The following is a 23,659-nucleotide window of genomic DNA, read 5'->3' as shown; positions in this document are numbered from 1 at the left end:
TAGTTATAAGATTGAAATAACTTTTGATTCATAGCAAGCACTTATCCTTATCTTTGTAAACCTAACAAACTATAATAAAAATACTATGACGCTCACTATTAAAAACATGGTTTGCAATCGCTGTATCCTAGTCATTCAAAATGAATTAGACAAATTAGGTGTTGGTGTAAAAAGCATTAAATTAGGTGAGGTTATACTAGAAAAAGAACTTACTTCAGATGAAAAAGAAAGTCTGGACAAGATTTTACTTGATTTAGGCTTCGAGATTATTGATGATAAAAAAAGTCGCATTATTGAAAAGATAAAAAACTTAATCATCAATTTGGTACACCATCAAGACAGTGAGACAAAAGTTAACTTATCTGATTTGTTAAGCAACGAGCTTCATCATGATTATAATTACTTATCCAACCTTTTTTCTGAAGTAGAAGGTACTACTATAGAAAAGTATTTTATTGCTCAAAAAATAGAAAAGGTAAAAGAACTACTTGTTTACGATGAATTATCATTAAGTGAAATTGCTTTCCGTTTACACTATTCAAGCGTGGCATATTTAAGCAATCAGTTTAAAAAAGTTACAGGATTAACGCCGAGTCACTTTAAAAAAATCCGTAAAGACAGAAGAAAACCATTAGACGAGGTGTAAATCTTATAAATCAATTCCAAAATTCCACAATAAATTTTCTCTAACTTAATGCCAACTTTGTATTGTACAATTAATACAGTAAAAAAATGGCAACAAATAACAATAAAGATATCATTTACCTACCTCTAGAAGGTGTGGAAAGTGAACACTGTGCTTTAATCGTTGAAAAAGGACTAACGCATGTTGAGGGAATTGAAACCCATAAAGTAGAACTAAACAACCAAAGAGCTGCTATTACGGTTACTAACGAAGAAGTTCTTGCGAACGCCGTTACTGCTATAAAAGATTTGGGCTACGGTGTAACCACTGTTAAAAAAGTATTTCCAGTATTGGGTATGACTTGTGCCTCTTGTGCTGGAAGTGCTGAAAGTATTGTTAGCTACGAACCAGGTGTAGTAAATGCTTCGGTAAATTTTGCTAGTGGAAATTTAACGGTAGAATACCTTCCTAACATGACCAATGCCACAAAATTGCAAAAAGCAATACAAGGTGCGGGTTATGATTTGCTAATTGAAGACGAAACCAAACAACAAGAAACCCTCGAAGCTATTCATGAAAAGAAGTTCAAGCAACTAAAAACCAAAACCATGTGGTCGGTACTACTTTCGTTGCCTGTAGTTGTTATTGGTATGTTTTTTATGAACATGCCTTATGCAAACCCTATTATGTGGGCCTTCTCTACCCCAGTGTTGCTATGGTTTGGTAAAGACTTTTTTATCAATGCATGGAAACAAGCCAAACATCGTTCTGCAAATATGGATACCCTAGTAGCCTTAAGTACAGGTATAGCGTATATTTTTAGTGTATTCAACATGTTATTTCCTAAGTTTTGGGAATCTAGAGGATTAGAAGCACATGTATATTTTGAGGCTGCTTCGGTTATTATCGCATTTATTCTGTTAGGAAAACTATTAGAAGAAAAAGCCAAAGGAAACACCTCATCTGCTATTAAAAAATTGATGGGCTTACAACCTAAAACTGTGGTTGTGATACAACCTGACGGAACGGAAAAGCAAACCCCTATTGAAAATGTGAACGTAAATGATACAATTCTTGTTAAACCAGGAGAAAAAATTGCGGTAGATGGTATGGTTACTACAGGAAACTCGTATGTAGATGAAAGTATGTTAAGTGGTGAACCTGTTCCGGTACTAAAAGAAGAAAATGAAAAAGTGTTTGCAGGAACCATCAATCAAAAAGGAAGTTTTCAATTCAAAGCCGTTAAGGTTGGAAAAGAAACCATGTTGGCTCAAATTATTAAAATGGTACAAGATGCACAAGGCAGTAAAGCTCCTGTACAGAAATTGGTTGACAAAATTGCAGGTATTTTCGTTCCTGTAGTAATGAGTATTGCTGTTATTACATTTATTATATGGTTTATTTTAGGTGGTGATAACGGAGTGGTTCAAGGATTGTTAGCTGCCATCACCGTATTGGTTATTGCATGTCCTTGTGCTCTAGGACTGGCTACTCCTACCGCTATTATGGTGGGCGTTGGTAAAGGTGCCGAAAAAGGTATTTTAATTAAAGATGCTGAAAGCCTTGAATCTGCTAAAAAAGTAAACGCCATTATTTTAGACAAAACAGGAACTATTACCGAAGGAAAACCAGAGGTAACTGGTATATCTTGGTTACAGAATAACGATACTGCTAAGAACATTCTTTTAAGTATTGAAAAAAAATCTGAACACCCATTAGCAGAAGCAGTTGTAAAGTTTTTAGGAGATACCGCCACTACCCCACTAACAAATTTCGACAGTATTACAGGTAAGGGTGCTAAGGCTGATTATAACGGAGAAACCTTTTTTGTGGGTAATAAAAAACTATTAGCAGAAAATAAAGCTACCATAGCGGAAGAACTTTTAAAACAAGCGGACGAATGGAGCAAACAGGCTAAAACAGTTATTTGGTTTGCTAATAATAAAGAAGCACTTTCTGTACTTGCTATTTCAGACAAAATAAAAGAAACCTCGGTACAAGCTATTAAAGAGTTACAGGCTATGGATATTGAGTTATATATGCTTACGGGTGACAACGAAGCTACCGCAAAATCTATTGCTGAAGAAACAGGTATTCAATATTACAAAGCTGAAGTATTACCACAACATAAAGCCGATTTTGTAAAAGAATTACAACAACAAGGAAAAACCGTTGCTATGGTAGGTGATGGTATTAACGACAGTACTGCCCTAGCTACTGCCGATGTAAGTATTGCCATGGGAAAAGGTAGTGATATTGCAATGGATGTTGCTAAAATGACCATTATATCATCTGACCTAAGTAAAATACCACAAGCCATAAAACTATCAAAACAAACGGTGGCTACCATTAAACAAAACCTATTTTGGGCATTTATTTACAACCTTATTGGTATTCCTATTGCAGCTGGTATTTTATATCCATTTAATGGTTTCTTATTAAACCCTATGATTGCCGGTGCAGCTATGGCTATGAGTAGTGTTAGTGTGGTTAGCAATAGCTTACGATTAAAGTGGAAAAAATAACAAGTGTTTCGGCACTAGCAAGTGTCGGAACGTTTTAAATCTGACTTAGAAGGTAAATCTGTAAATCTCACAAATCAATCTTAAAATTGTACAACAACAAACAACGGTGTTGTGCTGAAATTTGCAGTATTCAATAACTAATAAATTTTTAATATAATGGAAAATAATAAAGAGTTAAAATTCAAAACAAACCTTAACTGCGGAGGATGTGTATCAAAAGTACAAGCTGATTTAGACAATGCTGAAGGTATTTGCCATTGGAATGTAGATACTAATTTTGATGATAAAGTTCTTACCGTAAGTTCTAAAGGAATTACTGCGGATGAAGTAATTGCTATTGTAAAAAGTAAAGGTTTTAAAGCAGAGCCTTTAGTATAAAAAGCAAGTACATAATTCTCACTTACGGTACAAATTGAAACAAACGAGAATACCTGTGCTTTTGTTAGCTGTTAAGTTAGCTATTTATAAAACTTTACACTTAAATACACTCCTCTTTGGGGTGTATTTATTTTTTAAAATGATTTCTTTATACTTCACAGCACCTAACAAACATTTTTCTACACAATACGAATATTTTACCTTTTTTGTTGTTTGAAGTTGCTCCCCTTAGGCAGTGAATGACACTCCCCTTAGGTGGGGAGCATCGTTCCCCTTACCGAGGGAGTGTCACTCCCCTTAGGCAAGGAGTGTCGACCCGATAAAAAAGTTACACTTTTTTATCTTACTTTTTTTATATTTGAGAGTGTTAATGAAATTGCTATATCTTCCATTTATTCTACTTTGTAAAGTACATATTGGTGATTTTATTATGGGTATAGACAAGTTGAAGTTAGCATTTTATTTAAATTTAACACCAAAATCCATATACTCATAATAGTTTCAAATCAAACTTCCATTTTATTATATTTGCTTTAGCAATTATAGAACATGATTACAAAAATTGACATTAAAGGCTATAAATCAATTAGAGGACAAAGTGTACCTCTAAAGTCTTTAAACATTTTAATTGGTGGAAATGGAGTAGGTAAAAGTAATTTTATATCTATTTTTTCTTTGGTTAGAGCTATTTATGAGCAAAATCTAGCAGACTATGTTATTCGTAAAGGAGGAGCTGATAGTTTTCTTCATTTTGGTAAAAAAAACACACAAGAAATATTTTTTGATTTTCATTTTGGTAATGAACAAAAAGACAAAAATCGATTTATTGTAACATTAGCAAATAATCAAGATTCTCTATATATAAAATCAGTTGATACAGCATTTAAAACTTATAGATGGCATTATCAAAATTATGAAAAAAGCGTTGCTGAATCTCAATTTAAATATACTAACCGCGGTCAAGCTTTTTATGTTAATGAAAGATTGAAAGAATTCAAAGTATATCACTTTCATGATACAAGTGATACTTCGCCTATGAAAGGTTTTAGTAATATCGATGATGACATTTTTTTAAAAAAAGATGGGGCTAATATTGCTGCGTTCTTATATCACTTAAAATATTCTTATCCAAAAAACTTTATAAGAATAGAAAAAACTATAAAATCTATAGCACCATTTTTTGATAGTTTTATTCTTAAGCCATCAGGTAGAAATGAAAATCAAATTAAATTAAGATGGCAAGAAGCAGGAAGTTACGATGCTTATTTTGATGCATATAATCTATCCGATGGAACATTAAGATTTATTTGTCTTGCAACCTTACTTATGCAACCTGCCCCCCCAAAAACCATTATTATTGATGAACCTGAATTAGGTTTACACCCTGTAGCTATAAATAAACTAGCCAGTTTGATGAGAAAAGTTGCTGACAAAACACAACTTATCGTTTCTACCCAATCGATAAATTTAATTGACAATTTTGAACCAAATGATATAATTGTTGCTGATAGAGAACAAAATGAAACAGTATTTCATAGGTTAAGTAATGAAGAGTTAAATAGTTGGCTGGAAGATTATAGTCTGGGAGATGTGTGGGGTAAAAATGTTTTTGGTGGCCAACCTTTTAAATAGTAAAGATGAAAAGACTTGTTTTTATTGTTGAGGGAGATACTGAAGTTATTTTCATAAATGGTGTAGTCATTCCATATTTATACAAGCTTGGTTTCAAAAACCCAATGAATTCCCAAACCATAATAACTAATCGAAAACAGCATAAAAAAGGAGGGGTAATAAATTATGAATATTTAAAAAATGATATTAACAGAGTTCTCGCTCAAGGAAATGTAATTATAACAACATTCATCGATTTTTTCCGTTTACCAACAAATTTCCCAAACTTTACGACTAACTCTAAACTAATTCATGAGATTGAAGAAGGTATATCAATAGATTTTAAGAGTAATAAAAATTTAATTCCATACATACAAAAGCATGAACTTGAAGCTTTAATGTTTACAAAAAAAGATGGTTTTGAATTAATTATTGATGAAGAAGACAAACTTACTTTAATAGAAAATATAATAGAAGAATATCCTAACCCAGAAGATATAAATGGTAATCCACAGAACGCCCCTTCAAAAAGACTTGAAAAAATTTTCAAATACGATAAGGTTGCTGATAGTGAAATGATATTTGGGATGTTAGATATTCAGTCAATGATTGAGAAATGCCCACGATTTAATAACTGGACAAATAGTATTATAAATAAATTATCAGAATAAAACCAGTTGCCAACAGTGACTATAAGTAATTGCTTCTTCTCCCCTAGCAAAACATTAAATACAAATGAAAAAACTTACAATAATTTTAATTCTAGCTTTTATTGTACTTGCTTCCTGTAAACAGAGCAAACAAAAGAAACAACAAGTAACTCCTGAAAAGTTTGAGTTTACCGAGCTTATAAAAGAAGATTACGAACTTTATAAACCAACTAAAGAAATTAAAGCAGTTTTAATTTTGTTTGGAGGTTACCCAGAAGTTGCTAAAGACATTAAAAGAGAGTTTAAAATTCTTGATATTGCTAGAAAAAATAATATTGCGGTTATACTTTCTAATCTTAATCAGAAATTATGGCTTGAAGAAAACGAACAACAACAACTTGCTAAAAGTTTACAAACTATAATTACAGAAAATCAATTACCAACCGATAATATCTTTATTGGAGGCTTTTCAAGTGGTGGAGTTGTTAGTCTTTTAATAAGCAATTTTATTATCGAAAAGAAACAGTTCTATATTGACCCAAAAGGAGTATTTATTGTGGATTCTCCTATAGACTTGGTTGCTTTGTATAAATCTTCAGAAAAAAATATAGAACGAAATTTTTCAGAACCTTCAATTTTAGAAAGTACTTGGCTATTAGAAACATTAGGTAATAACTTTGGCAACCCTAAAGACAGTATTAAAAAATACGAGGAGAAGGCTGTATTTACCTCTAGTACAGACAATATTTCTAATATAAAGAAACTAAAAAACACTAAGATTAGACTTTACACAGAACCTGATACTTTATGGTGGAAAAAGAATAGAATGGCTGATTATGACCAAATGAATGCCTTCTACATCAAAAAGCTATATGAGAGTTTAAAAACTGAAGGTTTTAATAATGTTGAGTATATACCAACCACAAACAAAGGGTATAGAGCAAATGGTGAACGACACCCTCATAGTTGGGCTATTGTTGACAAAAACGACTTGATAAACTGGATATTGACAAAATAAATACTGACTACCAACATTGGTTATAAATAATCGCTTGTACTCTCCTGCTTCTGAAAACCCTTTGTGGACTTTCAGTTTGATGCCTACTTGCAAGTTAAGTACCAACCCACTCAACTACTCATAATCGAACCATCAAGCATAGTAATAACTACCAAAAAAATTTAAAATATTATGAAGGTATTGATTTTCATTTTAATTATTACAATACTATCGTCTTGTGAAAAAAATCACTTTGAAAAAAAATATGATAAATCCTCTAATGAGGAAAATTTAAAAGAGCTTTCAAAACTAATCATTGAAACTGATTTTAAAATACTAAAGAGTTATATAACAGAATGTGAAAAAAAAGGTATCTATTTAGACGATAACACTTATCAAGAATTAATTCTTGAAGCTAAAAAAAATCATATACAAAAACTTGAGATTAAAAAGGAAAAAGAAAAATTAATAGAACAGACAAAGTTATTGTGCTCTAAAGAATGGACAGAAAAAGAAGTGGCACTCTTAATAAGAATTTCTGACAAAACTGAAGAGAGTATAGAAAAAGCAAAAGAGAAATTAAATTTTGGTCTTATAGGAATTAAAGGTGTAGAAATAGAATACAGTATAGAAACAAATATATACGGTACATTTCTTAAGGGGATACTTGGTGGCAGTTTTAAAAATACTTACACTGGAAAAAATAGAAGGTTTGAAAAATATTATCCAAACGGCACTTTTAGTAGTTATCTTAAAAAAGATAGTTTAAATACTACTTATATAGGTGATTGGAAATTTACCCAAATAAATAAACTTTCTAAAAGTATTGGTTCTGGAACTTCTGGTATGTACAAAAAACGATACATCTCTTCTACTATTGTTCTTTTAAATAAAAAAACATTTTTATTCTATGAAGATTTTAATCAACCAATTATCACATCTATTGAAATGGAGCATAAAAACACAAACTAAAATAACAAAATTACTATACTTAACAAGAACTAAGGTAAAAAACAAGTAAGTTTTACAAATTTTATATCAAAGTACTTTTATAGTTTGTACCCACCACACTATAAATCACTTTTCACAATAGCAAAAGCTTGTTTTAGTAACTTATTACACACCACTATTAAATTAAATAATCAGAAAAATAAAAAAGATGAAAAATTATACTGAAAAAGAACTTTTATACAAAATAGAAAATTTTAGACCAGAAAATGATGATTTTACACCTTTGGAAAATCTTTTTAATGAACTTTACGATAATTTTTTAAAAAAACATACATCAAACAAAGCTATGGTTACCTTATTTAAGGTATTAGAAAGATTCAGTGAGGTAAGTGAGCCTAATGTATTTTGGAATATCATGTATTCACTAGAAGACATGGATGGTTTTGAACAAGAATATGTAAATTCTTTAAAAAGAAAAGCTTCTGATATAACGATTATGAACCTAAATGCACTTTTTAACTCTAATGTTACTTATTTAGGAAATGAAAAAATGGAAGATCTTTTAGATTACATTATAAACAACCCAAATACATCGAGTTCTACAGTAAAGTATATAAAAGAGGAGTTTGTTAAAATAGAAGAAGAAAAGGTTAAAAATGAAATTGAATTGAAGGAAAAAACGTCAGACAAAAACATTAAAGAAAAAAATAAAAAATGGTGGGAACTCTGGAAGTAAAACTATCTACAATATTTATTATAATTAATAAAGGTTTAGTCTTAAAGTTTAATGTACTTTCATTATGTCTAACAAATTTTTTGCTTTGTATTTTATTAGTATTTCTCCAAAATATGAAGCTAAAGTAATAACTACTATTACACATAAAGAAAAAGAATAAGAGTACAATATCCTACCTTTGAACTGATAAACAGCAAAGATAATACCTTTCGAGAAGGAAGTAATAAGATGGTATTAGAAGAACCGTTTTTTTAAAAACCATAAACGTACAACAACGACTCCCATAAGTAATTACTGCTTATCAGCTATTTACAAAAAACCTCGCGGATTTTCTATTTAGTTTGTATTTACTAAATTCGGTGCTTAAAACACGTAATAAACCATACACAAACATATTGCCATTAATTATGGGGTATACTCTTAAAAATTCAAATATGAGAATAACAGTTTTATTTTTATTGACTATCATGCTTTTTAGTTGTGAAAGTATAACACAAAAAGAGCAATCAAAGCCTAAAAAAATAGCTCTAAAAGAAGATTTAAAAAAAGGAAAAATAAGCATTCTTGGAACATTTCATTTTGCAAATACCACTGATTATTCTGCTATAATTATTGAGGATTTAAATTCTAGCAAAAGACAATTGGAGTTAAAGAAATTAGTAGAAAATTTGGCGAAATTCAAACCAACAAAAATTTTAGTAGAAAGAGAGCCTATACTAACAGACTCTTTGAGTAAAAAACTTATTGACTTTAAAAAAGGAAAATACGAACTACCAAATAATGAACTTTATCAAATAGGTTTCAGATTAGCTAAAGAGTTGAATTTGAATAAAATTTATGGAATTGATTATCATTTGGAACTTGGAGATACTGAATTAATCGAATACCTTAATGAAAAAAAACTTATGGAAGAATTCGCTAATACTTTAAAGTCAGCTAAGGTTTGGGCAAGTAAAGAAACAGAATATTTAAAAACGCATACTTTAGGCGAATCTTTGGCAAACTTGAACACTTCTGAATCAGATAACTTTAATCGTAACCTGTACCTAGATGGAATTTTAAACATTTCTAAAAATGGAAACTCACCAGCATCAGACTATGTCTCAAATTGGTACAAACGGAATATTTATATTAAAAAAAATATTGATGATTTAATTAACGAAAATGACAGAGTTTTAGTTATTATTGGAGCTGGACATAGTGCAATTCTAAAAGACTTTTACAGAAGTTCAAAAAATACAGAGTATGTTGATTTGACTAATATTGGCGAAAAATAACTATCATCAACAACACCCATAACTCATTAAATTTAACCCCCTTAACATGGAATCAATTGACTTTTTACTATCTTTCGATTGCAACGGAAAATACTAGCCTAATTTTTAAAAGTTACTAATTCTTTTTTAAGTTATCTCATATTAATAATTTTAGGGAGCTGAATTATTGATCGTTCAAAAGAATCATCAACAATTCAACTCTTTATAACTTTCTCATATATCCCTAAGTAGCACTATCGTACATAATCAAAAAATAAATGAAAGAAACTAACGAAAAAGAAAAATGGGGGAATTTTAATGGAAATATTAATATATATAGTGATTTAGAACCTTTAGATATTCCAAAACTAATTAAAGAGAAGAATATTCACTCACTACAATTTTTCCAATTCACAAACCCCGAAAAAAGAACTTGGAATATTCTAAATGAGTTTTTATAAGACATATCCAGAAATTGGATTAAGAATTGCGTGGTATGATAAAATGAATTTCGATTTTTATTCTCAACTACCTAATTTAAGAAATTTTGATGTTTCTTCTTATAATACTTCCAACTATACACCTTTACTACAGAATAAAAACCTAACTGATTTAGGAATAGGAGAAACTAAATCTGTTGCTGTTGATTTAAGTTTTATTAAGGAGTTTCAAAATTTAACCTCTCTTCGGATTGATGGGATGAAAAAAGGACTTGAAAACGTATCGAAACTCTCAAAACTTGAACACCTAACATTTCGTGGTGTTAAAATGAACAATCTAGATGCAATCAACAACCTAAACAATCTTAAACAATTACGTTTGTTATATGGTAGTTATAAAAATATTGATTCAATTGCTAACATTAAAAGTATTAAGACTCTTGAAATAAGTAGAACAAGACAAATACCTAATTATGATTTTCTAAAATATATGGAAAGCTTAAACTCTCTATATTTTGAAGGTATGTCCAAAATGGAAAGTTTACCCAACTTATCTGGGTTAAAAAATCTTAAGCGAATCCAAATTGACAATAATAGTAGGTTAACAGATATTACCAATTTAAATCAATTACAAAACCTAGAAGTTTTTTTACTATCTTTTCCTGAAAACTTTAAAGCAGCTTACCGAAAAGAACTTTTAAAACAAGCAACCGACTTCCTTTTAGACTCTAAAACAGTAAAATATACTAACTTATTCTTTTGGTTAGAAAATGATTTAAAAGATAGACTAAAGGAAAAAGGCATAAAAAATGGGATTATGGAATGGATATCTAATAAAATCTTTAGCTATAATTAATCAATTGTTCTCACCTATTTTTAACCGAACTACCCTAGCAAAACATTGAATACAAATGAAAAAACTTACAATAATTTTAATTCTAGCTTTTATTGCGGTTGCTTCCTGTAAGCAGAGCAAACAAGAAAAACAACAAGTAACTCCTGAAAAGTTTGAGTTTACCGAGCTTATAAAAGAAGATTACGAACTTTATAAACCAACTAAAGAAATTAAAGCGGTTTTAATTTTGTTTGGAGGTTACCCAGAAGTTGCTAAAGACATTAAAAGAGAGTTTAAAATTCTTGATATTGCTAGAAAAAATAATATTGCGGTTATACTTTCTAATCTTAACCAAAAACTATGGCTTGAAGAAAACGAACAACAACAACTTGCTAAAAGTTTACAAACTATAATTACAGAAAACCAATTACCAACTGACAATATTTTTATTGGAGGCTTTTCTAGTGGTGGAGTTGTTAGTCTTTTAATAAGTAATTTTATTATCGAAAATAAACAGTTCTATATCAATCCAAAAGGAGTATTTATAGTGGATTCCCCAATAGACTTGGTTGCTTTGTATAAATCTTCAGAAAAAAATATAGAACGAAATTTTTCAGAACCTGCAATTCTAGAAAGTACTTGGCTATTAGAAACATTAGGTAATAACTTTGGCAACCCTAAAGACAGTATTAAAAAATACGAGGAAAAGGCTGTATTTACCTCTAGTACAGATAATATTTCCAATATAAAGAAACTAAAAAACACTAAGATTAGACTTTACACAGAACCTGATACTTTATGGTGGAAAAAGAATAGAATGGCTGATTATGACCAAATGAATGCTTTCTATATCAAAAAACTATATGAGAGTTTAAAAACTAAAGGTTTTAATAATGTTGAGTATATACCTACAACAAACAAAGGATATAGAGCTAATGGTGAACGACACCCTCACAGTTGGACTATTGTTGACAAAAAAGACCTAATAAACTGGATATTGACAAAATAAATACTGATTATAGCAATTATTACAAGACTTCCTCGATTACTTCTTTTAACTTAACTGGATTCTTAAAATATTAATATGTTTACAAGCTCTAGTAACAACTTCATCATTAACAATTAGAACTTCACACAGAAAGTACCTTGACTTTCTATTCTTACAAATTTTCAAAAAAAACAGATGCTAAAAGTGCTAAAATCTTACTACTTTACACAACTAAAGTCTAGATTAAACGTATCTTTAAACTTTAATCGCAAATAATATTAATATGAATTTAAGAGGAGTTGTTTTTTTTATTTTTATACTCTCAAACTATTTGGCTTTTGCTAATGATACAATTATAAAGCACCTACTTTTTACACCTCAAAAAATATCTATTAAGAAAAATACTATTGCTGTAGAACAAGCACAAATAATGTTTTTAGATAATTTTTTAAAAACAAGTAATAATGAAGCCTTTACAGGTAAACATATTATACAAACTAACAGAGGAAATTTTAAAGTTTGTTTTGAAATAGATAATAGTCTTCCAAATATAGATGCATATGAGCTAGAACTTAAAGCTTCAGAAATTAATTTATCTGCTAAAAATATAAGTGCTTTACGTTATGGTAAACAAACTTTAAACCAATTAATATCTTACGCTAAAGATAAGCACAACTCATTGCCTACCCTTAAAATTAGTGATTGGGCTGATTTTGAAAAGAGAGGTTACATGTTAGATATAAGTCGGAACAAAGTACCTAAAATGGAAAGTTTATATCAGTTAATAGATCAATTAGCAATATGGCGAATTAACGAGTTACAACTTTATACAGAACATACTTTTGCTTATCGTAATCATCCCATTGTATGGAAAAATGCGAGTCCGCTTACAGCCAGCCAAATTCAACAACTCGATTTTTATTGTTTAAAAAAAGGAATAGATTTAGTACCTAACCAAAATTCTTTTGGACATATGGAAAATTGGTTAAAACATGATGAATACTTAAGTTTAAGTGAGTGTGAAACCAATTGTAAAACAAAATGGGGTAATAAAAAAAGGACTGCCCTCGCCCCTACAAACCCTGAATCATTTAAATTAATACAAGAGTTATATGCAGAGCTTTTACCCAACTTTTCTAGCAATTATGCTAATATAGGAGGTGATGAAACTTTAGAGTTAGGTTTAGGTAAATCAAAATCATTATGCGACTCTATTGGTAAAGGAAAAGTATATTTAAATTTTTTAAAAAAGTTAAACACTGAGATTATAAAAAATGGAAAAAAAACTCAGTTTTGGGGTGATATTGTACTAAATCATCCTAAATTAATAAAGGATATTCCTAAAAATATGACTGCTTTAGTTTGGGGTTACGATGCTACTTATCCTTTCGATAAAAATTTAGCTAAATTCCATAAAGCTAACTTAAATTTTTACGTGTGCCCTGGTACGTCTAGTTGGCGTTCTGAAATTGGTAGAAACGCCAATGCCTTTATAAATCTTAAAAAAGCTGCAGTAGCAGGAAAAAAATATAAAGCCAAAGGTTATCTCATAACAGATTGGGGAGATTTTGGGCATTTTCAACCAAAATCTGTCAGTTATCCCTCCTTAATTTTAGGAGCTAATTATGCATGGAATTACTCTGATAAAACAGAAAAAAATTTAGCCTTTCTTTTAAACAAGTTTGTATTTAAAGATGCTACAGGTTATGCTGCCAAAGCTGTCTTAACTTTAGGAAATTCTTACTTAAAAGCTAAAATACCTGAAGGAAATGCTAACGCTTTTCATTTAATGATTAGACGATTTAGATGGACTATAAAAGGACATTACCAAACCAAACATATTACCAAAAGTGGTTTATTAGCTTCTAAAGTTGAAATTAAAAAAGGACTCGCATTATTACATAAAGCACAACCAACAGCTTTAGATTCTTTAATCGTTATTAAAGAACTAGAACAAGCTTCTAAACTGGCTCTTTTTGGAATTGATTTAGGTTTAGCAAGATTAACAGCTAAAAATACGGCTACAAAAAATATTCCCCAGAAAAAAAGAAAGGAATTAGCTTCTGAACTTACAACTTTAATAGAAAACCATAAAACAATTTGGTTACTTAGAAACCGAAAAGGAGGGCTACAAGATTCTACCGAAAAACTAGAAGACTTACTAAATTATTTAAAAGGATGACAGAAAAACAAAAAATGCTAAATGGTGACTACTATAATTCAAGAGATCCTGAATTAATTAAAGTTTACCACAAAGCCAGAAAGTTATTAAAAGAATATAATTTCTTAAATTCAGAGTTAACACTAGAACGAGATAGAATTTTATCTGAACTCTTTGCTTCAAAAGGTAATGGAGTTTGGATAGAAACGCCTTTTTTTTGTGATTATGGTGAAAATATTTCTATAGGAGAAAATACTTTTATAAACACTAACTGTATGTTTTTAGACAATAATAAAATTACCATTGGTAAAAATTGTTTAATAGCTCCTTATGTACAAATTTATACCGCTACACACCCCATAAAAGCTTCTGATCGTATTATTAACTCCAATAACACAACTCATTATCTAACTTCAACCAAACCAGTAACTATTGGAGATAATGTTTGGATTGGTGGTAATTCTATAATTTTTCCTGGAGTATCTATTGGAAATAATGTAACTATTGGTGCTGGTAGTACTGTTACTAAAAACATCCCCAGTGATGTGCTGGCTTTCGGCAACCCATGTGAAATAAGAAAAAAGTTAGATAGTTAACTATTAAAAAATAAAGAAGTTTATTCCTTAATATATTACGAAATCAATATTTTCAATATCTGATCCTCTAAAAGCTCCAGTAATACTATCTTCTAATTTTTGAGGTAAAGTTACCTTTTTTAACTTTTTGCTATCCTTAAAGGAGTCGCTCCCTAAGGTTGTTATGTGCTCTGGAATTGTAAGTTCTTCAAAATTATTTTCAGCAAAACAATCATTACATAATTTAGTGACCGATTTTGGTAAATCTATACTCGTAAGTGCATTTCCTACAAAGCAAAACATATGAATTGTTGTTAATGATCCTTTTATAATGAGTTTTTCAATTTTATTTCTTCCAAAAGCTCCACCTCTTATTTCTGTAACTTTTGACGGTATAACTAACTCTTTAATTTCATTTTTATAAAAGGCATCCTCGTCTATATATTCTAAAAATTTTGGTAAGGTTACTGCTTTGAGCCCTTTATCATCAAAAGCCTCCCTTAATATATACGTTACAGGTTTATTGTTTATATAGTCGGGCATCACAACACTTGTTGATTGTCCTATATAATCTAAAATTGCAATACCTCCGTTGAACTCTCTAAAAGAATACTCTTCATTTTTTAAAATCGTAACCTGCTCTTTCATTCTGTTTATTTTGTTTTATTGATAATTACAAATACTAAAATTATATAGAAGAAAGTGATTTTTGAAAAGTAATTTGTTTTCGTTGCTGTTGTTTTTATATTCGTTTCAAAAAATATTGTTTTATAGTATGAAAAAACTACTCACAACAATATTTCTTATAATTTAAATTTTTCTTTTAGTTAATCAGGAATCAGGCTCTGTAATAACTGATAGTAAAACAAAGGAAAAAATCCGGTATGTAAATTATTTAAATAGTTTAAGTAAAACACCGACAAATTGTTAAAAAAGAAATAATAAACTTTTATCTATGAATAAAATTGAAATAGCAAAAAAATATATAATGCATCTCCAAAACAGAAACATAAAAGAGCTTATTAGTTTATTTAATAGTAATGGGATTGTTGAATCACCTATTTATGGAATAAGAAAAGCCGACGAATTTTATCTTGAATTAAATAATGACACTTCTAACTCTGAACTTTTCATAAAAGGAATTTTTGAACAAAATGACTCTAATAATTTAGCACTCTACTTTACTTACAAATGGACTTTAAAGAATAATAAAAAAGTAGAATTTGATGTTGTTGATATTATTGAGTTTGATTCTGAGTACAAAATAATGAAACTAAAAATAATTTATGACACAGTGACTTCTAGAAAATTAGTCAATGAATTAAAAAAATAAAAACTATGAAATGAATACCATGATTTGCGGAATTGGAACGTCTAAAATTTTAAGTACTGAAATAGAAATAGTAAAGTATCCCTTTAAACCTTCATTAGTATTTCCTAATAAAAAAATTAAAGCTTGTGAAATAGACGCTATATGCTACCAATCTTATCCTCCTTTAATCAAAATTAAGGATGAAGTAATTTTTATCCAAAAAGAAAAAGCTGAACTTTTAAAAAGTTTTGTTAAAAAAAACAATATTACAACCTTTAAAGAGTCTAAAAACTGGAATTGGCTGTTAGAGCCTTACCTTGACACAGTTTATACACATGAAGATGATTTAAATATAATTAACTTGTTAAATACAAACGGTATTTCTACCCCTGAAATCTTGCAAATAAGAAATGAAGTAGGTAAACAAATGTATAAATACAATTTTAACACCATGCTTTGGAATTGGTTTAGCTTAGGGCTGCCTGATGTTTTAGCTGCAATGAGAGTAAAATATAGAGAAAAAGAGTTTGCTAACTTTTATAAAAGAGCAATGGAAATTGAGTTAAGAAAGCCCTATCTAATTAAATAGCACACCAAACTTTTAGGAACTAAATTAGTTAATACTATTTTCACGTAACATTAACACAATTAAATTGCGCACAATTTAATTGTAAGGTATTTTTGTGTTGTTATTTAAGTAAATTATGTCAGAACAATTAAAATTAAAAAATCAAGTATGTTTTCCTGTATATACACTTGCCAAGGAAATTATTAGTTTATACAGACCTTTATTAAAAGAGGTAGATTTAACCTATCCTCAATATTTAGTAATGATGGTTTTATGGGAAGAAGGCAATCAAAGTGTATCTGAAATTGGCACTAAACTAAACTTAGACAGTGGCACTCTTACTCCTTTATTAAAAAGACTAGAGCAAAAACACCTTATAGAAAGGAAAAGAGAAACCACCGATGAACGTGTTGTAAAAATTAACCTTACAGATAAAGGTAAAAGCATACACAAAAAAGCAACTTGTATTCCTGATCAAATGATGACTTCATTAAATGTTTCTACAGAAAAATTAATAGAGCTTAAAAACACAATAGAATATATTTTAAATCAAATCAATAAATAATGAAAACAATTTATAATATCAGCGCCAAAGCAACTGGTGGAAGAAATGGACATGTAAAAAGTGAAAACGGAGTTTTAGAACTTGATGTTAGACACCCTAAAGCCCTTGGAGGCGCTAATGACGACTATCCAAATCCTGAAATGCTTTTTGCAGCAGGATATTCGGCTTGTTTTGACAGTGCATTAAACCTAGTTATTAAAAAATCTAAAATTAACACTGGTACAACTACCGTTAAAGCAACAGTAAGTATTGGCCAAATAGAAAATGGAGGCTTTGGACTTGCAGTAGCCTTAGATGTAAATATTCCTGAAGTTTCTTTAGAAGAAGCTAAAAATTTAACCGAAAAAGCACATCAAGTATGTCCTTATTCAAATGCTACAAGAGGAAATATTGAAGTAACATTAAATACAACAAATAATTAAATATTAATACAATGTCATTAATAGAAAACCTTAACTGGAGACATGCTGTAAAAGCTTTTGACCCAAATAAAAAAGTAAGCGAAGAACATATTGAAAAAATTATAGAAGCTGCTAGATTAGCACCAACCTCATCAGGACTACAACAGTTTAGAGTCATTTCAATATCTAATCAGGAAGTTAAAGAAAAATTAGTACAAGGAGCCTTAAACCCTGACTCTATGAAAGACTGCTCACATGTATTAGTTTTTGCTGCTTGGGATAACTATACCGCAGAAAGAATAGATAAAGTATATGATTTTACTACTGATGAAAGAGGTTTACCTAGAGGAAGATTTAGCAGTTATACAGATATGCTTAAAAAAGCATATTTAAATCTTCCTAATGAAGTTAATTTTGCACATACCTCAAGGCAAACTTATATTGCTTTAGGCTTAGCTCTAGCACAAGCAGCAGAGTTAAAAGTAGACACTTGTCCTGCTGAAGGATTTGACAATAAAGTGGTTGATAAAGTTTTAGAGTTAGATAAAATAGGCTTAAAAAGTGTATCATTGATGTACATTGGATATGCCGATGATGAAAAGGACTGGATTAAACCAATGAAAAAAGTTAGAATTCCTAGAGATGAGTTTGTTATTGATGTAAAATAGTACAGCAATAAACACCGTTTTATTAAAAAGTAAAACACTTAACTAAATGCTTTTCTTACAGCTTTGCCTGTTTATAGAAAAGCATTTGTTTTTTATTAATATAAATTCCATACTTCATTTTACAATGAAATAAGATATAAAAACGCCATGTACTTTTACACTTAAATAAACACGTAAGTAACTATAAACACTTTAGAAAACACATTATTAATCTATTCAATAAAAAAAACGCTCTTTTGCTCATCAATATTTAGATTGGAGTAATAGAGGACATTATATTGCAGGAGCATTGGGAGCTTCTCTTCTCAAAGCAATGATTAAAAAAGATTGGTTACGTAAAAAACCAAACTCTAGAGAAATTATTATTACCTCTTTTGGTAGAATAGAATTGAAAAATAAGTTAAATTTAGAGGTATAAAACATAATACTAACTTCTTTGAAAAAACTACTTTACTTACTTCTCTTTCTTCAACTTCCAGTTCAAGCACAACAAATATTATTCGTTGGAAATAGTTTAACCTATATGAACAACATGCCTAAAATATTGGAGTATATTGGTAAACAACATAACATGGTGTTACTATTAAAACCAAGAGCTTATGTTACCCTAATTACGCTATTATTGATCATATTAACGAAGGAAAACTTCAAAAATTACTAGCTAAAAAACAATTCGATTATCTAATTATTCAACAAGGTCCTTCCTCACAAGCAGAAGGAAAAAGAATGCTAGTACAAGATGGGGCTACAATAAAAGCCTTTTGCGAGCAATATAACACCAAACTTGGTTACTTTATGGTATGGCCATCCGTTAGATATTACCATACTTTTGATAAAGTAATTGAAAATCACAAATCTGCCGCCAAACAAAATAATGCTTTGTTATTTCCTGTAGGTAATCTATGGAAAGAATACAATACTTATAAAGGCAAAGAGTCTTTATATGTCCTAGATAACTTCCACCCTTCTACTGTTGGAAGCTTTTTAGCTGCCCTTACTATTTTTCATCAATTATATCCAACAAAAAACCTTCAACAACTCCCTTTTAAAAAGTATAAAAAATGGGTAGCTGATGAAGATTCTTTTAACTTATTAATTCAGTTGGTACAAAAGTATTAGGACTTCATACACTTTTTCAACACCTGTTCTGCCCTTTGTACATTAAATTTAGGATAAAATTTTTCTTTTATTATTTCCTCCTTACCTAGCTCTATCGCTTTTTTAATATTATTACAAAAAGGCTCTGTAGATTGACCAAAAAAACGTGCTGCTCCTATATCTGACTCTGCTTTACTTAAAATAACTCTCGGATTATTAGGAGCTATTTTCAATGCTTTTTCATACAACGCCACATTTTTCATCGACATCGTCATTCCATATTTCTGTCCATCAAAAGCCATATATGAAACATGCAATAATGCCTGTGTAATTAATATTTCAGGGTTTTCTGATGAAATAGATTTTGCTGTATCTAAAAACTCTTGTGCCTTATTTAATTTAGCTATTAACGTTGGTTCTTCTTTTATTTGAAAACTTTCTAAAATGTTAATCATTCCTGCGTAATAAGACGGCAACCAGTTGTCTTTTTCTGCTTTAGAAATACGTTCGAATAATTGAGCTGCTTCCGTTGTTTTATTTGCTCCCCATAACTCAAATGCCTTTGTCATTCCTTTTTCGTATTTACTTTGTGCTGAAACACTTATTGTAAATACTAATAGTACTAATGTGATTATTTTTTTCATCTTTTTAATCTTAATTGTTTTGTTTTTATTACTCTACAGGAAGTAGGATATCTTCAATACTCTATCAAGTAGCTAATTCTTCTTTTGTTAATTTATATTAATTACTAATGATATGTCTTTATTTACCAAGAATTTGGCGTCTTTATATTTTGGAGGTCCCATAAATCCTTTTGCATCGTTAGAAACTCCTATTGGCTCTTTTGGTATTCCTATAAAGTTTGTATCCATTTTTTTATTATTATTTATATCATGAAAGCAAGAAACCGCATATGTGCCTTTTGGAATATCGTGAAACTCAACCCTAGCCTTTTTATTAGTAATCTTTACGATCTCTCCCTTATACCCTTCTTTTAAAAAACTTTTCTCCGTATTGTATAATGCCACAAATAATGCACCTTTATCTGATTTTATCCCTTTAAAATCAATTGAAACTGTATGTGTATTTTGAGCTACCATAGCTGTTAAGCACCCAAATAAAATTATCATTGTTAAAATTGTTTTTTTCATCTGTCTCGTATTTGTTTTAGATAATATTGATTATTATTTTGACTATTCAAATATCTCTTGATTTTCGTTAATTATATAAAAAAGAATACTGAATCGTTATTTTTAATTACTCAATTGTTGTTATAAGTTATTTAACTGGTTGTCCTTTTTATTATCACTAATCGTCCAAAAGAATCCTACAAAAAAGAAACTATCCGCTGATGGTATTATAGCTTGTCGATTAAAAGTCCCAGCTGGATTTGGTGTGTTTTTATAATTATATCCAAACACATTTTGTGTTCCTAAAACATTATTTACTGAGAAATACAAAATTTTTTGCTGACTAATTAAGTACGCCCAGTTCAAACTTACAGAATTATAATTTTTAGTTTTCTGATTCAAAAACCCACTTTTATTAGGGTTTGTATAACTTCGTCCAGATGCAAAATTATAACTCATTCCTACTTGACTTTTCCAATCTGCAATCCAGTGTTTTGCTACGACTGATAAGTTGTGTTTTGATGCAAAGTTTGGTGTAGCTTTTACTGGGTAGTTTTTATAATCTCTTTCAGTATCTAAAAACGAATAGGAAACCCAATAATCTGTGTTTTTTACATTTTTATTATCTCTCCAAAAAATATCTATTCCTTTTGAATACCCTTCTCCTAAGTTTGAGAAATTTGAATAGGGTAATGCTCTATCAGTATCATATTTTACTAAATCTTGATACTTTTTATAATATCCTTCTATTCTTAAAATCTGTTTGTTTTTAACATACTGATAGTTTGCTATAAAATGAGAAGTATTCTCTGCTTTAAATTGCATGTTGAATTTTAAATATTCATTTTTCGGATTTTGATAAAAGCGTCCGTAAGCAAATGAAAACTGTGCATTTTCTCCTGTTTTATAAGCTATAGAAGCCCTTGGTGAAATGGTGAACTCATCTAACAATTCAGAGTTTTCCATGCGTACTCCTACTTTCGTTGCTAACTTTTTACTAAAAAAGATATCTGCTTCAATAAAACTTCCAAAGATATTATTGTCAAATCCGTACGTAGTATTTCCATTCGTTTCACTTCTATAATCTTCAGAGAAATCGGTTATAAAATATTCTGCACCAAAATTCAGTTTAAATCGGTTTGAAAATCTCTTTTTCAACGTTGCCTTAACATGAGCTGAGTTTTCATTATCTACAACCTTATCATCCAATATGTTTATCTTTGAATTATCATTAGTAAACGATGCTCCTCCTGTAACTGTCCAGTTATTAGTTAAATGTTGTTTATAAGATCCATTGAAATACACGTTTCTATTTTTCAACCCAAAACGAAATCCATCTTCATAATTAATATCCTCTTGAATCATATCAAAATCAGTATAACTATAAGCTCCGTACAACTTCAACAAAGACTCATTTTTAAATCTAAAACGATATACAGCTTCACCGTTTAATGATTGCACTGGCTTATTCCAAGTATTTCTATCGGGAAATAATTTTTGATAGGGTGCTAAATTGATATAGGATGCGTTCACACTTAGTGAGCTTTTTCCAAATATCTGAGTGTTTCCTACTCCTAAACCAACTGTCATTAGTGAGATATCTGTCTTCTCTTTTACTGCTTCGTCATTCGTGTTTAGTAATAAAACACTTGACAATGCTTGACCGTATTCTGCTGAATATCCTCCTGTTGAAAACGTAATTCCTTTAAATAAAAACGGAGAAAATCGACCACGTGTAGGAATGTTACGTGCCGAAGGACTATACGGAGTAAACACTCGAACTCCATCTATAAAAATTTGTGTTTCCTCCGCCTCACCTCCACGCACAAACAAACGTCCATCTTCACTAACCGAAGAAGTCCCTGGCAAGGTTTGCAAGGCTCCAACAAAATCTCCCAGTGCGCTTGCGGTGGTTACTACATCTAAAGGTTTTAACGCTGTTACTTTGGCGTTATCTCCGGCTTCAAAAGTTCCAGCATTTATAGTTACTGCATCCAACGTATTTACATCTTCACGAAGTATTATTTTTAAATTTTTAAACGTTGATACTTCAGCTGTTTTTATATACGTTTCAAAAGAAATAAAAGACACTGTTAATGTTTGTTCTCCTTCTTCTGAAGTTGTAAAAGAGAAGTTTCCTTTTTCGTCAGACGAAGTTCCGTCATAAGTTTCCTCTAAATATACATTTGCTCCTTCAATAGGATTTCCTTTAGTATCAGTTACTTTTCCTTTAATAGTAGTTTGTGCAATTAATAATGTATGCGTTAAAAAACATACAATAAGTAATAAATGTTTCATTTTGTTCGTTTTTGACACCACAAAACTGCTTTCTTTTCAATCTTTAACACAAAAAGAAATACTCAACTGTATAATTTTACGGATGAATTGTTTTGCAAATCAAAACTAAGATTACTTAACTCTCCTTATTTTACCTTTCTTGCTTTTATTTATTCAAATCTTGCTAAATTTTAATATGTAAGGCCTACAATACTTTTGATAAAGTTGTACTTTTACATAGTATAAATTAACAATAATGGCACACGATTTAAGTGACTATAGAAAATCTTACGAAAAAAGAGAGTTACTAGAGAATAATTGTCCTAAGAATCCTATTGAATTGTTTAGGGATTGGTTTTTTGTTGCAGATGAATCTGAAATGGTAGAGGAAGCAAATGCTATGACGATTGCGTCTATCGGGTTAGATGGCTTTCCAAAAAGCAGGGTTGTTTTATTAAAAAAATACACTTGGGAAGGTTTTATTTTTTATACCAATTACAATTCAGAGAAAGGAAAGGCTATTTTAAATAACAATCATGTATGCCTATCTTTTTTTTGGGCTGGTTTAGAACAACAAATTATCATTAAAGGAAAGGCTGAGAAGCTTGCTGAGAATTTGTCTGACGGGTATTTTGAATCGAGACCAGATGGAAGTAAATTAGGTGCTTGGGCTTCTAATCAAAGTGAGGTAGTTACCTCTCGTAATGAGCTAGATAACAATCTTGCTTCTTTTGAAAAAAAGTTTGAGAATCAAGAAATCCCTAGACCTAAACATTGGGGTGGTTTTTTAGTAAAACCAGTTTCTATTGAGTTTTGGCAAGGGCGCCCTAACCGTATGCACGATCGCATTCGATACACCTTACAAAAAGATTTTTCTTGGAAACTTGAACGTTTAGCTCCTTAGTTTTATAT

At 30.0% G+C, this 23,659-nt stretch carries 25 protein-coding genes; 21 read left to right on the top strand and 4 right to left on the bottom strand.

From position 1 onward, the window contains the following. The first annotated feature begins 85 nt into the window (after positions 1-85). The 14 genes from MHM83_RS12890 to MHM83_RS12825 all read left to right on the top strand — a co-directional run bounded on the left by MHM83_RS12890 (position 86) and on the right by MHM83_RS12825 (position 14,749). Entirely contained in the window at positions 86-646 is a 561-nt protein-coding gene (locus tag MHM83_RS12890) for a helix-turn-helix domain-containing protein (protein WP_239180150.1), read from the top strand. A gap of 86 nt (positions 647-732) precedes the next feature. Next, positions 733-3,150 carry a heavy metal translocating P-type ATPase gene (locus MHM83_RS12885; RefSeq protein ID WP_239180148.1) on the top strand — a complete coding sequence of 806 codons (2,418 nt, stop codon included), beginning with the start codon at positions 733-735 and terminating at the stop codon, positions 3,148-3,150. A gap of 156 nt (positions 3,151-3,306) precedes the next feature. Beyond that, positions 3,307-3,528, top strand: a complete 222-nt coding sequence (locus MHM83_RS12880) for a heavy-metal-associated domain-containing protein (RefSeq protein ID WP_125344575.1) — start codon at positions 3,307-3,309, stop codon at positions 3,526-3,528. Between the two features lie 549 nt (positions 3,529-4,077). Beyond that, positions 4,078-5,160 carry an AAA family ATPase gene (locus tag MHM83_RS12875; RefSeq protein WP_239180146.1) on the top strand — a complete coding sequence of 361 codons (1,083 nt, stop codon included), beginning with the start codon at positions 4,078-4,080 and terminating at the stop codon, positions 5,158-5,160. 5 nt (positions 5,161-5,165) lie between these two features. Continuing rightward, positions 5,166-5,810 (top strand): DUF4276 family protein, encoded by a 645-nt coding sequence (locus tag MHM83_RS12870; protein ID WP_239180144.1) that lies wholly within the window; start codon positions 5,166-5,168, stop codon positions 5,808-5,810. Between the two features lie 64 nt (positions 5,811-5,874). Beyond that, complete coding sequence (locus MHM83_RS12865) at positions 5,875-6,807, top strand: hypothetical protein (RefSeq protein ID WP_239180142.1); 933 nt, start codon at positions 5,875-5,877, stop codon at positions 6,805-6,807. Positions 6,808-6,987: 180 nt separating this feature from the next. Then, entirely contained in the window at positions 6,988-7,758 is a 771-nt protein-coding gene (locus tag MHM83_RS12860) for a hypothetical protein (protein WP_239180140.1), read from the top strand. Positions 7,759-7,945: 187 nt separating this feature from the next. Further along, positions 7,946-8,473, top strand: a complete 528-nt coding sequence (locus MHM83_RS12855; RefSeq protein ID WP_239180138.1) for a hypothetical protein — start codon at positions 7,946-7,948, stop codon at positions 8,471-8,473. A gap of 434 nt (positions 8,474-8,907) precedes the next feature. Then, complete coding sequence (locus MHM83_RS12850; RefSeq protein ID WP_159613928.1) at positions 8,908-9,750, top strand: DUF5694 domain-containing protein; 843 nt, start codon at positions 8,908-8,910, stop codon at positions 9,748-9,750. A gap of 257 nt (positions 9,751-10,007) precedes the next feature. Continuing rightward, positions 10,008-10,190, top strand: a complete 183-nt coding sequence (locus MHM83_RS12845; RefSeq protein ID WP_239180136.1) for a hypothetical protein — start codon at positions 10,008-10,010, stop codon at positions 10,188-10,190. Continuing rightward, positions 10,177-11,025 carry a hypothetical protein gene (locus MHM83_RS12840; RefSeq protein ID WP_239180134.1) on the top strand — a complete coding sequence of 283 codons (849 nt, stop codon included), beginning with the start codon at positions 10,177-10,179 and terminating at the stop codon, positions 11,023-11,025. Before MHM83_RS12845 ends, MHM83_RS12840 begins: the two co-directional genes overlap by 14 nt. A 55-nt stretch (positions 11,026-11,080) precedes the next feature. Further along, positions 11,081-12,013 (top strand): hypothetical protein, encoded by a 933-nt coding sequence (locus MHM83_RS12835; protein ID WP_239180132.1) that lies wholly within the window; start codon positions 11,081-11,083, stop codon positions 12,011-12,013. Positions 12,014-12,275: 262 nt separating this feature from the next. Continuing rightward, positions 12,276-14,174: a beta-N-acetylhexosaminidase gene (locus MHM83_RS12830; RefSeq protein WP_047790152.1), complete on the top strand. Its 1,899-nt coding sequence runs from the start codon at positions 12,276-12,278 to the stop codon at positions 14,172-14,174. Beyond that, the gene (locus MHM83_RS12825) at positions 14,171-14,749 is read left to right on the top strand and encodes a sugar O-acetyltransferase (RefSeq protein WP_073184447.1); all 579 of its coding nucleotides are present in this window, start codon (positions 14,171-14,173) and stop codon (positions 14,747-14,749) included. The genes MHM83_RS12830 and MHM83_RS12825 overlap by 4 nt, the downstream gene beginning before the upstream one ends. A 27-nt stretch (positions 14,750-14,776) precedes the next feature. Here the strand turns inward: MHM83_RS12825 and MHM83_RS12820 are convergent, their stop codons facing one another. Continuing rightward, a complete protein-coding gene (locus MHM83_RS12820; protein WP_047790150.1) occupies positions 14,777-15,376 on the bottom strand; it encodes a leucine-rich repeat domain-containing protein in 600 nt (199 codons plus the stop codon). A gap of 307 nt (positions 15,377-15,683) precedes the next feature. Between MHM83_RS12820 and MHM83_RS12815 the strand changes: the two genes are divergently transcribed. The 6 genes from MHM83_RS12815 (at position 15,684) to MHM83_RS12790 (ending at position 19,361) form a co-directional block, all read left to right on the top strand. Further along, a complete protein-coding gene (locus MHM83_RS12815) occupies positions 15,684-16,061 on the top strand; it encodes a nuclear transport factor 2 family protein (RefSeq protein ID WP_239180130.1) in 378 nt (125 codons plus the stop codon). Between the two features lie 10 nt (positions 16,062-16,071). Next, positions 16,072-16,629 carry a hypothetical protein gene (locus MHM83_RS12810; RefSeq protein WP_083574841.1) on the top strand — a complete coding sequence of 186 codons (558 nt, stop codon included), beginning with the start codon at positions 16,072-16,074 and terminating at the stop codon, positions 16,627-16,629. A 115-nt stretch (positions 16,630-16,744) separates the two neighbouring features. Then, on the top strand, positions 16,745-17,173 hold the full coding sequence (locus tag MHM83_RS12805; protein WP_047790148.1) for a MarR family winged helix-turn-helix transcriptional regulator: 429 nt from the start codon (positions 16,745-16,747) through the stop codon (positions 17,171-17,173). Beyond that, the gene (locus tag MHM83_RS12800; protein WP_047790147.1) at positions 17,173-17,595 is read left to right on the top strand and encodes an organic hydroperoxide resistance protein; all 423 of its coding nucleotides are present in this window, start codon (positions 17,173-17,175) and stop codon (positions 17,593-17,595) included. The genes MHM83_RS12805 and MHM83_RS12800 overlap by 1 nt, the downstream gene beginning before the upstream one ends. Positions 17,596-17,606: 11 nt before the next feature. Next, positions 17,607-18,242 carry a nitroreductase family protein gene (locus tag MHM83_RS12795; RefSeq protein ID WP_047790146.1) on the top strand — a complete coding sequence of 212 codons (636 nt, stop codon included), beginning with the start codon at positions 17,607-17,609 and terminating at the stop codon, positions 18,240-18,242. A gap of 726 nt (positions 18,243-18,968) precedes the next feature. After that, positions 18,969-19,361 carry a hypothetical protein gene (locus MHM83_RS12790; RefSeq protein ID WP_239180128.1) on the top strand — a complete coding sequence of 131 codons (393 nt, stop codon included), beginning with the start codon at positions 18,969-18,971 and terminating at the stop codon, positions 19,359-19,361. On the opposite strand, the gene MHM83_RS12785 is transcribed toward MHM83_RS12790, so the two are convergent. The 3 genes from MHM83_RS12785 to MHM83_RS12775 form a co-directional block, all read right to left on the bottom strand. After that, positions 19,358-19,984 carry a tetratricopeptide repeat protein gene (locus tag MHM83_RS12785; protein ID WP_239180126.1) on the bottom strand — a complete coding sequence of 209 codons (627 nt, stop codon included), beginning with the start codon at positions 19,982-19,984 and terminating at the stop codon, positions 19,358-19,360. The two genes, MHM83_RS12790 and MHM83_RS12785, sit on opposite strands and share 4 nt — an antisense overlap. Before the next feature lie 87 nt (positions 19,985-20,071). Next, positions 20,072-20,491, bottom strand: a complete 420-nt coding sequence (locus MHM83_RS12780; protein WP_239180124.1) for a DUF2141 domain-containing protein — start codon at positions 20,489-20,491, stop codon at positions 20,072-20,074. A gap of 120 nt (positions 20,492-20,611) precedes the next feature. After that, positions 20,612-22,768, bottom strand: coding sequence for a TonB-dependent receptor (locus MHM83_RS12775; RefSeq protein WP_239180122.1), 2,157 nt, complete (start codon positions 22,766-22,768; stop codon positions 20,612-20,614). A 235-nt stretch (positions 22,769-23,003) separates the two neighbouring features. Between MHM83_RS12775 and pdxH the strand changes: the two genes are divergently transcribed. After that, complete coding sequence (gene pdxH, locus MHM83_RS12770) at positions 23,004-23,651, top strand: pyridoxamine 5'-phosphate oxidase (RefSeq protein WP_047790142.1); 648 nt, start codon at positions 23,004-23,006, stop codon at positions 23,649-23,651. The last annotated feature ends 8 nt before the right edge of the window (positions 23,652-23,659 follow it).

This window comes from Tenacibaculum sp. Mcav3-52, assembly GCF_022347665.1.
GTDB lineage: Bacteria > Bacteroidota > Bacteroidia > Flavobacteriales > Flavobacteriaceae > Polaribacter > Polaribacter mesophilus.
This window is presented reverse-complemented; position numbering and strand designations above follow the sequence as displayed.

Coding starts and splice junctions, on each gene's coding strand:
- MHM83_RS12795 (WP_047790146.1), top strand. CDS start 17,607: ATGTCATTAATAGAAAACCTTAACTGGAGACATGCTGTAAAAGCTTTT.
- MHM83_RS12775 (WP_239180122.1), bottom strand. CDS start 22,768: ATGAAACATTTATTACTTATTGTATGTTTTTTAACGCATACATTATTA.
- MHM83_RS12845 (WP_239180136.1), top strand. CDS start 10,008: ATGAAAGAAACTAACGAAAAAGAAAAATGGGGGAATTTTAATGGAAAT.
- MHM83_RS12790 (WP_239180128.1), top strand. CDS start 18,969: ATGCTAGTACAAGATGGGGCTACAATAAAAGCCTTTTGCGAGCAATAT.
- MHM83_RS12885 (WP_239180148.1), top strand. CDS start 733: ATGGCAACAAATAACAATAAAGATATCATTTACCTACCTCTAGAAGGT.
- MHM83_RS12855 (WP_239180138.1), top strand. CDS start 7,946: ATGAAAAATTATACTGAAAAAGAACTTTTATACAAAATAGAAAATTTT.
- MHM83_RS12835 (WP_239180132.1), top strand. CDS start 11,081: ATGAAAAAACTTACAATAATTTTAATTCTAGCTTTTATTGCGGTTGCT.
- pdxH (WP_047790142.1), top strand. CDS start 23,004: ATGGCACACGATTTAAGTGACTATAGAAAATCTTACGAAAAAAGAGAG.
- MHM83_RS12815 (WP_239180130.1), top strand. CDS start 15,684: ATGAATAAAATTGAAATAGCAAAAAAATATATAATGCATCTCCAAAAC.
- MHM83_RS12800 (WP_047790147.1), top strand. CDS start 17,173: ATGAAAACAATTTATAATATCAGCGCCAAAGCAACTGGTGGAAGAAAT.
- MHM83_RS12780 (WP_239180124.1), bottom strand. CDS start 20,491: ATGAAAAAAACAATTTTAACAATGATAATTTTATTTGGGTGCTTAACA.
- MHM83_RS12870 (WP_239180144.1), top strand. CDS start 5,166: ATGAAAAGACTTGTTTTTATTGTTGAGGGAGATACTGAAGTTATTTTC.
- MHM83_RS12805 (WP_047790148.1), top strand. CDS start 16,745: ATGTCAGAACAATTAAAATTAAAAAATCAAGTATGTTTTCCTGTATAT.
- MHM83_RS12820 (WP_047790150.1), bottom strand. CDS start 15,376: ATGAAAGAGCAGGTTACGATTTTAAAAAATGAAGAGTATTCTTTTAGA.
- MHM83_RS12830 (WP_047790152.1), top strand. CDS start 12,276: ATGAATTTAAGAGGAGTTGTTTTTTTTATTTTTATACTCTCAAACTAT.
- MHM83_RS12785 (WP_239180126.1), bottom strand. CDS start 19,984: ATGAAAAAAATAATCACATTAGTACTATTAGTATTTACAATAAGTGTT.
- MHM83_RS12875 (WP_239180146.1), top strand. CDS start 4,078: ATGATTACAAAAATTGACATTAAAGGCTATAAATCAATTAGAGGACAA.
- MHM83_RS12810 (WP_083574841.1), top strand. CDS start 16,072: ATGAATACCATGATTTGCGGAATTGGAACGTCTAAAATTTTAAGTACT.
- MHM83_RS12850 (WP_159613928.1), top strand. CDS start 8,908: ATGAGAATAACAGTTTTATTTTTATTGACTATCATGCTTTTTAGTTGT.
- MHM83_RS12825 (WP_073184447.1), top strand. CDS start 14,171: ATGACAGAAAAACAAAAAATGCTAAATGGTGACTACTATAATTCAAGA.
- MHM83_RS12840 (WP_239180134.1), top strand. CDS start 10,177: ATGAGTTTTTATAAGACATATCCAGAAATTGGATTAAGAATTGCGTGG.
- MHM83_RS12890 (WP_239180150.1), top strand. CDS start 86: ATGACGCTCACTATTAAAAACATGGTTTGCAATCGCTGTATCCTAGTC.
- MHM83_RS12880 (WP_125344575.1), top strand. CDS start 3,307: ATGGAAAATAATAAAGAGTTAAAATTCAAAACAAACCTTAACTGCGGA.
- MHM83_RS12865 (WP_239180142.1), top strand. CDS start 5,875: ATGAAAAAACTTACAATAATTTTAATTCTAGCTTTTATTGTACTTGCT.